The 12,358-nt window shown below is 31.2% G+C and carries 15 protein-coding genes and 1 pseudogene; all 16 read right to left on the bottom strand.

What is annotated here, in order from left to right:
* Positions 1-110: 110 nt before the first annotated feature.
* Positions 111-977, bottom strand: coding sequence for an ATP synthase F1 subunit gamma (atpG, locus tag Q0L44_RS11360; protein WP_296638680.1), 867 nt, complete (start codon positions 975-977; stop codon positions 111-113).
* Between the two features lie 29 nt (positions 978-1,006).
* Positions 1,007-1,346: pseudogene (locus Q0L44_RS11355) on the bottom strand (four helix bundle protein).
* A gap of 30 nt (positions 1,347-1,376) precedes the next feature.
* Positions 1,377-2,954, bottom strand: coding sequence for a F0F1 ATP synthase subunit alpha (gene atpA, locus Q0L44_RS11350; RefSeq protein WP_296638678.1), 1,578 nt, complete (start codon positions 2,952-2,954; stop codon positions 1,377-1,379).
* A gap of 21 nt (positions 2,955-2,975) precedes the next feature.
* Positions 2,976-3,533 carry an ATP synthase F1 subunit delta gene (gene atpH / locus Q0L44_RS11345; protein WP_296638677.1) on the bottom strand — a complete coding sequence of 186 codons (558 nt, stop codon included), beginning with the start codon at positions 3,531-3,533 and terminating at the stop codon, positions 2,976-2,978.
* 4 nt (positions 3,534-3,537) lie between these two features.
* Positions 3,538-4,038 carry a F0F1 ATP synthase subunit B gene (locus Q0L44_RS11340; RefSeq protein WP_296638675.1) on the bottom strand — a complete coding sequence of 167 codons (501 nt, stop codon included), beginning with the start codon at positions 4,036-4,038 and terminating at the stop codon, positions 3,538-3,540.
* A gap of 96 nt (positions 4,039-4,134) precedes the next feature.
* On the bottom strand, positions 4,135-4,323 hold the full coding sequence (gene atpE / locus Q0L44_RS11335) for an ATP synthase F0 subunit C (protein WP_296638672.1): 189 nt from the start codon (positions 4,321-4,323) through the stop codon (positions 4,135-4,137).
* 36 nt (positions 4,324-4,359) lie between these two features.
* On the bottom strand, positions 4,360-5,496 hold the full coding sequence (gene atpB / locus Q0L44_RS11330; RefSeq protein ID WP_296638669.1) for a F0F1 ATP synthase subunit A: 1,137 nt from the start codon (positions 5,494-5,496) through the stop codon (positions 4,360-4,362).
* A gap of 80 nt (positions 5,497-5,576) precedes the next feature.
* Positions 5,577-5,966 (bottom strand): DUF6168 family protein, encoded by a 390-nt coding sequence (locus Q0L44_RS11325; RefSeq protein WP_296638666.1) that lies wholly within the window; start codon positions 5,964-5,966, stop codon positions 5,577-5,579.
* Positions 5,959-6,198, bottom strand: coding sequence for an AtpZ/AtpI family protein (locus Q0L44_RS11320; protein ID WP_296638664.1), 240 nt, complete (start codon positions 6,196-6,198; stop codon positions 5,959-5,961). Before Q0L44_RS11320 ends, Q0L44_RS11325 begins: the two co-directional genes overlap by 8 nt.
* Positions 6,164-6,577 carry a polymer-forming cytoskeletal protein gene (locus tag Q0L44_RS11315; protein WP_296638660.1) on the bottom strand — a complete coding sequence of 138 codons (414 nt, stop codon included), beginning with the start codon at positions 6,575-6,577 and terminating at the stop codon, positions 6,164-6,166. Before Q0L44_RS11315 ends, Q0L44_RS11320 begins: the two co-directional genes overlap by 35 nt.
* 5 nt (positions 6,578-6,582) lie before the next feature.
* The gene (locus Q0L44_RS11310; RefSeq protein WP_296638658.1) at positions 6,583-8,790 is read right to left on the bottom strand and encodes a hypothetical protein; all 2,208 of its coding nucleotides are present in this window, start codon (positions 8,788-8,790) and stop codon (positions 6,583-6,585) included.
* Positions 8,791-8,906: 116 nt separating this feature from the next.
* Complete coding sequence (locus tag Q0L44_RS11305; RefSeq protein ID WP_296638655.1) at positions 8,907-9,602, bottom strand: ABC transporter ATP-binding protein; 696 nt, start codon at positions 9,600-9,602, stop codon at positions 8,907-8,909.
* 7 nt (positions 9,603-9,609) lie between these two features.
* Complete coding sequence (locus Q0L44_RS11300; protein WP_296638652.1) at positions 9,610-11,076, bottom strand: DUF5687 family protein; 1,467 nt, start codon at positions 11,074-11,076, stop codon at positions 9,610-9,612.
* A 92-nt stretch (positions 11,077-11,168) separates the two neighbouring features.
* Complete coding sequence (locus Q0L44_RS11295; protein ID WP_296638649.1) at positions 11,169-11,759, bottom strand: hypothetical protein; 591 nt, start codon at positions 11,757-11,759, stop codon at positions 11,169-11,171.
* A gap of 62 nt (positions 11,760-11,821) precedes the next feature.
* Positions 11,822-11,977, bottom strand: coding sequence for a hypothetical protein (locus tag Q0L44_RS11290; RefSeq protein ID WP_296638647.1), 156 nt, complete (start codon positions 11,975-11,977; stop codon positions 11,822-11,824).
* A gap of 11 nt (positions 11,978-11,988) precedes the next feature.
* Positions 11,989-12,327, bottom strand: a complete 339-nt coding sequence (locus Q0L44_RS11285) for a PadR family transcriptional regulator (RefSeq protein ID WP_296638643.1) — start codon at positions 12,325-12,327, stop codon at positions 11,989-11,991.
* Between the last annotated feature and the right edge of the window lie 31 nt (positions 12,328-12,358).

Below are 12,358 nucleotides of genomic sequence, written 5' to 3'. Positions count from 1 at the left end.
TTATTAGCACTTTAAATAATTTGTTTCTTCCTATTATTTATTATCGGAAAACAAAAAGAGCGAACTCTTTTGAGTTCGCTCTTTAAATATTTTTAATAATTTGACTTCGTCTAATTATTTAGTGCCTCAGCACCACCAACAATTTCTAAAATTTCATTAGTAATTGCTGCTTGACGTGCTTTATTGTATGTTAACAATAATTCGTCACGTAAATCTTTAGCATTATCTGTTGCTTTGTGCATAGCTGTCATTCTAGCTCCGTGTTCAGAAGCAAAACTATCTCTTACAGCTTTGTATAATTGCGTCTTTAATGATTTTGGTATTAAAGCTTCTACAATTTCTTCTTTAGAAGGCTCAAAAATATAATCTGAGTTTACAGCAGTTGCATCTCCACCTTCAATTGGTTTTATAGGTAAAAATTGCTCTACTTGTGGTAATTGAGTTGCAGCATTTTTAAATTGATTGTATACCAATTCAATTTTATCATACGTACCTTCTATATATAAGTTCATTAACTTTTCTGCAATCCCAGCAATATTATCAAAAGTTAATTCGTCATAAATATCATTTCTACTATCAACTACATTACAAGTTTTAGATAAAACGTCTTCACCTTTTTTACCAATGGTAAAAATCTCTACATTTTTATCTGAATACTTTTCTGCAATTGTTCTATTTACAGTTTTGGTAATAGATGAGTTAAAACCACCACATAAACCTCTGTTAGAGGTTACAACTACTAACAATACTTTAGAAACTTCTCTTTGTGTTGAATACGCTCCACCAGCATCACTTTCTAAAGTTGCACTTAAATTTTGCAACAATTCTGTTAATTTAGATGAATAAGGGCGCATTGCAATAATAGCATCTTGCGCTTTCTTCAACTTTGCAGCAGATACCATTTTCATGGCAGATGTAATCTGCATTGTTGATTTAATAGAGGTTATTCTATTACGTATTTCTTTTAAATTTGCCATTTCTCAAGTTATGAGTTATAAGTTATGAGTTATGAGTTTTTGATAATTGATACCAAAATTCTTATTAACTCTTCACACTTTTTATTCAATTCTAGAGGTACTTTTCTACCAGTTGCTTCTAAAATTTCTAACCAATATTTGGTTTCATCAAGCTTCTTTTAAAGCAATCCCAAACTTATTTTTAAAATCTTTTAAGCTAACTCCTCTTTGAGCTTCTCTAGTATTGGCTCCAATACTAGTTCCACTTCTTATTAATTGAGATGCTAGCTCAAAATCTTTATTTTCTTTAAGAGTATCACAATATAAAACTATTTCACAAGCAAACTGAAAACTTTTTATTCTTATTGGGCTTTCGTTAAGCTTACTCATAACTTTTAACTCTGAACTCTTAACTTGTGCTTATACAAAGTGCTTAGAAATTTCAGCTGCTGCCTCTTCTAAAGTTGCTGTAACTTTTGGTGTTAATTTACCAGACTTTAAAACATCTAAAGTATCTCTATGTTTTGCATTTAAATAATCGATATAATCTTTTTCAAATTTCTTTACTTGATCTACAGGAACATCTTTTAATAAGTTCTTAGAACCAGCATAGATAATTGCAATTTGATCTTCTACAGTAAAAGGATCGTTTTGTGCTTGCTTTAAGATCTCTACGTTTCTCTGACCTTTAGAAATTACGTTCATTGTAGCTGCATCTAAATCAGATCCAAACTTTGCAAATGCTTCTAATTCTCTATACTGAGCTTGGTCTAACTTTAAAGTACCAGATACTTTTTTCATAGATTTAATCTGTGCATTACCTCCAACACGTGATACAGAAATACCTACGTTAATTGCTGGTCTTACACCTGAGTTAAATAAATCTCCATCTAAGAAAATTTGTCCATCTGTAATCGAAATTACGTTTGTTGGAATATATGCAGATACATCTCCTGCTTGAGTTTCAATAATTGGTAATGCTGTTAAAGAACCTCCACCTTTTACAATTCCTTTTAAAGAATCTGGTAAATCGTTCATTTCACTAGCAATTTTATCATCATTAATAACCTTTGCAGCTCTTTCTAATAATCTTGAGTGTAAATAAAACACATCTCCTGGATATGCCTCACGTCCTGGAGGTCTTCTTAATAACAAAGAAATTTCACGGTATGCAACTGCTTGTTTTGATAAATCATCAAAAACAATTAAAGCTGGTCTTCCTGAATCTCTAAAATATTCTCCAATTGCAGCTCCAGCAAATGGTGCATAAACTTGCATTGCTGCAGGATCTGATGCATTTGCCGCAACTATTGTTGTGTACGCTAAAGCTCCTCTTTCTTCTAACATGTTTGCAATTGCTGCAACTGTAGAAGCTTTTTGACCAATAGCCACATATATACAATATACTGGATTACCAGTATCGTAAAATTCTTTTTGATTTAAAATAGTATCTAGAGCAACTGTAGATTTACCTGTTTGTCTATCTCCAATAATCAACTCACGCTGACCTCTACCAACAGGAATCATTGCATCAATAGATTTAATACCAGTTTGTAACGGTTCTGTTACTGGCTCTCTATAGATTACACCTGGTGCTCTTCTTTCTAATGGCATTTCGTAAGTTGTACCTTCAATTGGTCCTTTCCCATCAATTGGGCTACCTAAAGTATCTACAACTCTACCAACAATACCTTCACCTGCTCTTAAAGAAGCAATTCTTTCAGTTCTCTTTACAGTAGAGCCTTCTCTTACAGAAGTTGAGGCACCTAGTAATACAACACCTGCGTTATCTTCTTCTAAGTTTAATACAATACCTTCTAAGCCGTTTTCGAATTCTACTAACTCACCATATTGTACGTTAGATAATCCATAAACACGAGCAATACCATCACCCACTTGTAATACAGTTCCTACCTCACTTAATGAAGCTTGAGCTTCAAAATTTGTAAGTTGTTCTTTTAAAATTGCTGAGACTTCAGCTGGTTTAATACTTGCCATCTTTTCTAATTTGATGTATTATTAAATTTTTGGAATGTAATGACTGTTGTCAAATTCCTTTTTCAATTCACTTAAATGATTAGAGATACTTGCATCATACTGCACATCTCCAACTCTTAAAATAAAACCACCTAATATTGAAGGGTTAACCTCATTTACTAAGTTTGCTTTATCACCTGTTAAAGCTACAATTTTTGCTAATACTTGCGTTTCAATTTCTGGAGAAATAGGCACAGCTGTTGTAACTTTAGCTACTTGTGTATTTTTATCAAAATCGTATATTATTGAATATTGCTTAGCAATAGCCTCTAACATAGCGATTCTTTTATTTTCTTGTAAAAGATTAAAAAGGCCTAATGTAATGTTGTTTATTTTGCTAGAAAATGTAGCTTTTAAAACATTCATTTTATCTGCAGCCTTTATAACAGGACTTTCTAAAACTACAGAAAGTTCTTTACTGTCTTCGATAGTAGCTACAATTAGCTGCATATCTTCATGCACAGCAGATTCATCATTAGAATCTTTAGCAAGATTTAAAATAGCTTTTGCGTAACGTAATGCTGCTCTTGCGTCTTTCATAAAATTAGTTTAAAGTTACGTCTTTTAAAATCCCTTCTACTAGATCTAATTGATCTTTCTTAGAAGACAATTCTTTCTTTATTACAGACTCTGCTATACCAATAGATAATTCTGCTACGTTTTTCTTTAATTCTGCTAGAGCTGCTTGCTTTTCTTGTTGAATTGAAGCTTGTGCTGTTTCGATTAGCTTAGTAGTTACTTCTTTTGCATCTTCTTTTGCATCAGAAATAATTTTATCGCTAATTTCTCTAGCTTCTTTCATCATAGCTTCTCTTTCTGCTCTAGCTTCTTTTGCTAACCTTTCATTATCTGCAGTTAAGTTTTGCATTTCTTTACGTGCATTTTCTGCTGCTGCTAGTGCATTTTCTATTCCTGATTCTCTTTCTTCTAAAGAGTTCAAAATAGGTTTCCAAGCAAATTTCACCATTAATCCTATTAAAGCTAATAATAAAATTGTAGAGACTACAAATAATCCTGGTGAAAAATCGTTTAATAAAGTTTCCATTCTATAAACTAATTATATGTTTTTTTCTTTTTGTTTAATTAAAAACACATTCTGTAACCAACCGTTACAGAATTGTGCTTTTTGTTTTTGTTTGGATTATTTTCCTAAGAATAACGCACCAAATGCTAAACCTTCTAATAATGCAGCGATAATAATCATTGCTGTTTGGATTTTTCTAGTTGCTTCTGGTTGACGAGCAATACCTTCCATTGCTTTTCCACCAATTTGACCTAAACCAATTCCTGCTCCGATTACGATTAATCCTGCTCCAATTAAATTGTACATAATAAATGTATTTATATTAAATTAAACAAATTTGTATTAATGAGCTTCAGCATGATCTTCTACAGCCATACCAATAAATAATGCTGAAAGCATTGTAAAGATATACGCTTGTAAAAAAGCAACTAAAACCTCAATTAATGTTATAAAAAATGATAATACTAAAGACAACCCTGTTGCACCAACAACCCCTAAAGATTCTTTTAGTGTAAACATAATTGCAATTAAGCTCATTACCACAATATGACCTGCTGAAATGTTCGCAAACAAACGAACTAATAATGAAAATGGTTTAATTAATAATGCACCAGCTAATTCTATAATTGCTAATACTGGGCGAATTAAAACAGGAACTCCTGGCATCCATATCATATGCATCCAATATCCTTTTGTACCACTTACTGAATAAATAATTAATGTAAAGATTGCCAAACAAGCAGTAACTGCTAACTGACCTGTAACATTAAATCCTAATGGAGTTAAACCCGCTAAGTTTAAAATCCATATAAAGAAAAATACAGTTAATAAATATCCTGTAAATCTTCTATAGTGTTTGTCACCAATGTTTGGCCTTGCTATTTCGTCTCTTACGTAAATTACTAAAGGCTCTAACACTCTTGCAAAACCAGTTGGTACTTGTTTTGTTTTATATTGTTTTGCCAATCTAGAAAACCAAAACAACAATAAGAATCCTATTAATAGAATACCTACAACACTTTTTGTAATTGAAAAATCTAAAACCTTGTTTGCATTAGTCGCGTGATGAGTTTCATCAAAAGAAACTGTTGCAGCTCCTTTATCTAATTCTAATATCTTACTATGAACTTTTGCGAATTTTAATCCTTTCTTTTCTACAATTACATGTCCATCATCATTATTATGAAATTCTGAAGACATAAAAGTTACTAAGCCTTCGCTAGTCCATAAAATAATTGGTAAAGGAAAACCTAAGTGATGTCTTTCACCATCATCACCAGTATAAAAATATAAAGAAAAATCGTGAGAATCTTTAATGTGATGTAAAATGTAGGCTTCTACTTCTTCCTTTGTATTTACACGACCTCCATCATTTTGGTTATCATGTTTTTTATCTGAACCAGAGGCAAAAATAGTAGCTGAAAAAAGAGCTATTAATGATATTGTAAGAAATTTGATTGATTTTTGTGCAACCTTCATGGTAAAAATACGCTTTCTAAATTCGGCGCAAAAATACGCAATAATTCAAAACTACAAACCCTTTTTAAAGATATTTTTCATTATTCTTTTTTCTGTAGTATTTGTACTAAGAAAAAAGCCTCTGTTAATAAAAAAATCAATATCGGAATTATAAGCGATATTCTTGCTGAAAATTCTAAGATTTCGTTGGTAATTATTGATTTATAAAAGATTATAGAAAATAGTAATATTTTTAAAAGTATTGTGCCTAGATAAATAAACCCAAGTTGATCTAGAATCTTATTAACATTTGAGAGTGCTAGTAAATTTATACAAACAATAAGCGAAAAACCCGCATGAAACAGGTAGATTTTTTGCAAAGAAAAAGGCAATAAAATTTTATTGGTTTCTAAATAAGTATTATGTAAAAACAAGCCTAAAGTATATAATAAAATACAGGTAAGTGTGTATGTTATAAAATTTTTAATCATTAATTTTTTGGGCTTGTTTGATTAAAGTATACATAGCCAAGAAAACTGAAAGTAAGGTTATAGTTTTCTCTAGGTAAGTAGTTTTAAACTTAACGTCTAACCATTGCCCCAAAAGAAAACCAAAATATATAGTAGCACCCATTTGCAGACCTGCACCCGAAAGCTGTAATGCCTTATTTATTGGTTTCTGTACCTTTTTATGCGATTGTTTTTTTGGATTCTTTTTTGCCATCAGATAATTTTATTTCTTTAGAAGGCACCTTCATACTGCATGAGGCATTAAATGTTGCTCCTGGCTCTACAGATAACCTACCTACAACTACATCTCCAGTAATGTTTGCGGTTTCTTTAAGTGTTAAGGTTTTTTCTACTTTTAAATCTCCAGAAAACGCTCCTTCTATATCTGCATTTGTGGCAGAAATAACACCCTTTACATTACCAGAAACCCCTATAATTACACGCCCATTTGTTTTTAAATTCCCTTCTAAAATTCCATCTATTCTAAAATCTCCTTCTGATAAAACTTCTCCAACAATCGTTGTGTTTTTTGCTATTAGGTTTCTTTCCATCACTTCTGAATTGGGTTTTTTGTTGATTTCTTTTTTAAACATTTTAACTATTTTTTTAATTGTGCTAATATGTTTTTTGCCTTTTCTGCTTCTGGTGTACTTGCGTAATTAACAATAACGAAAGTGAGTGCATCTTCATACGTTTTCTTGTCAGTGCTTTTCCCAACGGCTAGTGCTTTTAACAATTCGAACTTTGGTAATAAAACAGCATTAGGAATTGTAGGTAAAAAAGCATCTATTTGATGAATTACTTCTGAAAAGTTATTGTCTTTGTAGGCGTAATATAGCATTTTGTATTTACTTTCCACATCACTGACCTTTACATCATCTTCGAAAACAATATTAGGGTTTAAAATAATTTGCGCAAATTTAGTTTCAGGGTACTCTGTTAAAATTTTATTTTTATAAATAAGTGCTTTGCTAGTTTTCCCTAAAGTTGTGTATAGCTGATATAAGTGCCAATGTATTGGTAAAATAAATGATTCATCTTTATTTTCATCTTTAGCACGAAGTAACCTTTGTGCTGCTAACGGGTAATTTTTAAACTGTTCTTTGTAAATTAATCCTAACTCGTACAAGGCTTCATTTCTAGCAACCGCCAAACTATCTATCACTTTTTTTTCAGTCGGAATTGTATTTAAATAGGTTTCTAAGTCATATTTAACATTTATTTTTGCGGCAACTACAGTATCTTTTATAGATTGGATGTTACTTGCCTTTTCAGACCATCTCCAATTATCTTCTAAGACTCTAGAACCCCAGATTTTTAAAAATTCAGATTTACCAAAACCTAAAGACTGACTATTGTAAAAGTACCATTCTCCTTTTTTTGCTGAAGCTAAGTCTGTTGCTGCGCCCCCAAAAGCCATTTGATTAAGACGACGTTGAGCTGCAGCTTCATCTTCTTTTTTTAATTTTTCGATATAATTCTGAAAAAAAGCTGTTTGCGCTTCTTTAGAAAGAACTACTATTTTTAAAATACTATCATTAGTAGCTAAAGTGTTTTCGAATTGAATTAAAGATGCTAAATTTTTATATTTACGCTTTATTCTTCGAATTCTTAAACTCAGACTATCTTTAGAAAACTGTAAAACACTATCATAATAAGCACTAGCGTTTTGGTACAATGATTCCTTAAAGGCCAAGTTTCCTAAATTCTCATAGGTAAATGTTTTCTGCTTTTCTCCTCCATTTTCTGCGCGTAAGGACTTATAATATAGTTTTTTTGCAAGCTGAATGCTATCTTTTTTCTCCTGCAAAACACCAGATTGATAATATAACTGATCTAAATAAGGCTTGTTTGCCCTATCTTTAATTAGTTCTTGAAGTGTATTTAAAACTAGAACAGAAGTAGAATCGTTTATGGTATTTTTTGCCAAAGCAATTTGTGCATGGATTTTATATTTGTAGGGCGCTTTTTTAAAGTTTACCAATTTTTTAAATACCCAGCTTGCTGAATCTTTTTTATTTTCTGAGCTGTATAATTGTCCTAAAACAAATAAGTTTCTAGCTGCTTGCGCTTTGTTTTCTAAAGTTCTAGTTGATAATAAGAGGTGCTTTTTTGCATTCTGTAAGCTATCACTTTTCAAGTAAGCCATAGCTAGCGCTGTATGTCCTTGCTCTTTAATTTTATTTGTTAATTCAGCCTCTAAAGTATCTTTAACCACTAACAACAACTTCATAGACTCTATTGCCGTTTCTTCATTATCTAACCTAATATTTGTTTTAGCTCTCCAAATTTTTGTTTCAGCGATTAAGTTAGCACTAGGATAATTGGCAATCACATAATTAAAAGCCTCTACAGCCGGTACAAAACGTTGCTGGTAATAGCGAGATTTTCCAAGCAATAAATAGGCATCATCTATTTGCCTATTTCTTTCTATTCCTTCTATATTCATGCCATGTCTTTGTATGGCTTTTACTGCTTTTTCTTCTGCTCTTTCGAAAGTAGTTGTCTCTTTTTTGTCTGAAGAAGAGGAAAAGCCAGCACCAGGCTTGTTGTTAAAAGATGGTACTACTATTTTGTCTTCATCAAAAGTAATTGGCTCTATAGGAATTTGTGAAAACCAATCCTCTTTATAAGTCTCATCTATTGCTTTAATTCCATCTTGAAATGCTGTATTTCCATTAAAAAGAATATTATAGTCAGAAGTTAAAGCATGATAGTTTCTACTAATAATAGTATCTTTTTTTGTGCTACAAGAAACGATTGCATAACAAACTCCTAAAAAAAGTACTCTAATTATTATTTTCAAAATCAGCGAAGCTATTTTATTCTTAACAAGAATATACATTGTATTTACAACTCAGTTAAAGTGAAAATAGTATAAATTCCGTGTGTAAAAATAACAATAAATTACAGATTAAAGTATTAGACTGCAAAATAGCTTTCTAGCTCTTGTAATGTTTCTTCAGAAGTGACAATGTCTTTAACTATGTTTCCTTTGTCTAAAACCACAATTCGCTCACATACTTCTGTTACATGTGTTAAATCATGACTAGAAATTAAGACGGTAACTTCTCTGTTTTTGGTAAGTTGACTTATTATTTTTTTAAGTCGAATTTGTGTAGTAGGGTCTAAATTGGCAAAAGGCTCGTCTAATATTACCACTTTAGGACTTCCCATCATAGCAGCTACAATGCCTACTTTTTTCTGGTTTCCTTTACTAAGATCTCTCAAGTATTTCTTTTTCCCAATAATTTCACCGTTAAAAAACTCGTTAAATTCAGCAATAAATGCAGTAACATCTGCTTTATTCATTCCTCTTAAATCGCCCACAAACTCAAAGTATTCTTCTGCTGTTAAATAGCCAATTAAAAAAGATTCATCTATAAAAGAGCCCGTAAATGATTTCCAATCTTCACTGGTGTTTACTTGTATATCATTATTTACAATAGCTCCGGTTGTTGGTCTAATTAAATCTAATAAAATATTAAAATACGTTGTTTTACCAGCCCCATTGTTGCCCACTAAACCAAAACTTTGACCCGCTGGAATTTCTAATTCGTTAATGTTTAAAACCGCTGCTGATCCGTATTTTTTTGAAAGTTGTGTAGTTTGTATCATGGGTTGTTTAGTTTTCTTGATTAAATGCGTGAATCATTACATACTTATTTGTAATGTATTTTTTTGTGATGGCTGTCATCAATTTTTTATGAAGTGCAATACCAATAAAACCGAGAACAGCTAATGTAATGGTTGCAATTTCGAAACTTACCAACCAATTGAGTAATGCGAATATACCCATAGGTAAGAGCATTAAAGGCAAACCAATTAACCATTGTACAGCTCCTGTTCCTTGGAAATTAAATGCGGCTTTTTCATCTAAGTTAATTTTTTTTCGGTTGAACGTTCCTCCTAATAAAATAAAATGTGTGTTTACCCCAAGATTATAAATCATGGCTGCGAAATGGACAAAGAGCACTTTCCAACCGAAAAAAACATACGGTATACCTAATACAAATAATGCTGCAACACTTATACTCATAATGGTGTATTTGGATTCTAAGTAGCGTTCATATTTAAAATTCTGACTCATTAGCATTTTATAGTAACCACTATCCCAAGCAGGGATAAATTGTCCAAAATTAATTAAGAAAGTCCCTGTTGAGAAAACACCTACTAAAACAAACATAAAGTCCATGTCTTTGTACATAGGGTTAGGGTAAAAAAACAAGCCATACAAAAGTCCCATTAAGAGCATCCAAACACCAGATTTAGTTCTTTTATTACGCCACATTAAACGTAAATCGTTTTTAATAAATGGTGCTAGATCTCCTAATTTATCCGTAAAAGAAAGATCTGCAGCATTTACCTCTTTTGTTTTTTCAGAAATAAGCGCATCTAAATAAACTTCATTTCTTAGTCTATTGTAATTTTCACGGTAAAGAAGAAATACAAGTAAAACAGCAGCTAAGGCAAGTATTGGGTTTTGGTATAAAAAATCGAATCCTTTACCAATAAAAGCGGCAAGGTTGAACCAGTTAAAATAACTGATTAAAAAACCACAACACAATAAGGTGATCAGCGCAATAAAAACTCTAGTGTCTTTGTTTACTAAAAAATTAATAAAATTTACAGATTGAATGCCACACATCATTGTAAGTAACCAACCTAAAACACCCCATAAATCGTATCCTTGCATTATTAAAACCACAGAAAATGGAATGTAAAAAAACAAACTCATTAAATTAAAAAAAGAAAAGGACGACTTTAAAAGGATATAGTGTACAATTTTACTTTTTGAAATGGGTAAAGTAAGCATGGGTTTAATATTCATAACTGGAAGCTTTTGCATTAGGTATCTAAATATTAAATCTGCCACAAAAGCATACAGCAAAAAAGCATTCACCACTATTAATGGATCTTGATTTGGAAACATCTCTTTTAAAATCCAATATCCTCCTACACCAATAGCTAAAAAGCTGAGTATAAAATACAATGCAAAAAGGACTAACAAGATGTTTAGAAAAATACTTTTTTGCCAATTTGCGGTTCTAAAATATTGTTTCCATTCTAAATTTAAGAAATGTGAAATCATAGGTTTGGTCGATTCAGTTATATATAAGTAGTTAATTGCTCTTTTTTGTTACAAATTTTTTGCCATTTTATATTCAGGGTAGGTTTCTAGTATTAATTCTTCAGCTTTTTGAGGCAATACATAGTTACAACGTAAAAAAATATTACTAATACAGTAACTGTTAGAGCAATAAGTACTAACCAATACACATTTAAGCCAGAAAAATCGAATTTTGTAAGATTTATAAAGTTAAAAAGGTTGATAAATGTAAAACCAGTAAAACTATTTTTAGTTGTACCAATCATAGCTTCTAGCAGAAAAATCTTTTCCTCTGTCTTTTCTTTTGCTTTGTGTTCTTTTCTAATTTTATACACAGCAATCATTTCAAAAACTACTAAAATTAATAAAACACTTACTATTGCAATTTCTACAAAGGGAATTTGCATCAAAAAGAAAACAGCAAGAAATATGAGTAATGTTGTTATTACTTTTGGTAATGTAAACCACTCTTTTGCAAAACGTAAAAGAAGTTTCCAATAGCGTTTATCCATTTGCTTTTGTTTGGCTTCTATAACATCCATAAAGCCAAAAACCCCAAACTTTTTAAACGATTTATCTCTAGCCTCCTCGAAAGTAATCTTCGGGTATTCTAGCCATATTTGCTCAATATCATTGGCCATATGATCTACCAATTCTGTTTGCACATCATAATGGCACACATAATGCTGCCTTATAAATTTATATAAATTTTTTAAAGGATTTATCTCTACTCTTCGAAAGTTAAATTTGGATTTTCTACACAAATTTGCTCAATATCATTCCCTAAGTGATCTACCAAATCTGTTTGCACATCATAATATTCTACATAATGTTGCCTTGTAAAATTGTAAAGGTTTTCTATTTGAGATTCTGTTAATTCCATAACTACAAAAATTATTCTAAACCAAATTTAGGGTTCACCAAATGCTGCATTGTTTTTAAAAACTCTTGCATTTCTTCTAATTTACTGGCAGTTTCTCTAGTTCCGTTTTCTGTCAATTTGTAATATTTACGGAGTCTATTACCCACTTTTGCAACCTCTACATCTAGTAAACCGTCAGCCTCTAATTTGTGCAAAGCTGGGTACAAAGCACCTTCTGTAATTTTTAATTCACCTTTGGTTAATTCTTTAACTTTCTGAGTAATTTCATAACCATACATTTTAGTATTACTTGCTAGCAATTTTAAAATGATGGTTTGTAATGATCCTTTATATAATTTCTGATTTCCCATAAGTGAACTATTTAACTATAATAATGACAAA

The organism is Polaribacter sp. (genome assembly GCF_024639685.1).
Taxonomy (GTDB): Bacteria; Bacteroidota; Bacteroidia; order Flavobacteriales; family Flavobacteriaceae; genus Polaribacter.
The sequence above is the reverse complement of the archived record's forward strand: the minus strand, read 5'-3'. Positions and strand labels throughout refer to the sequence as shown.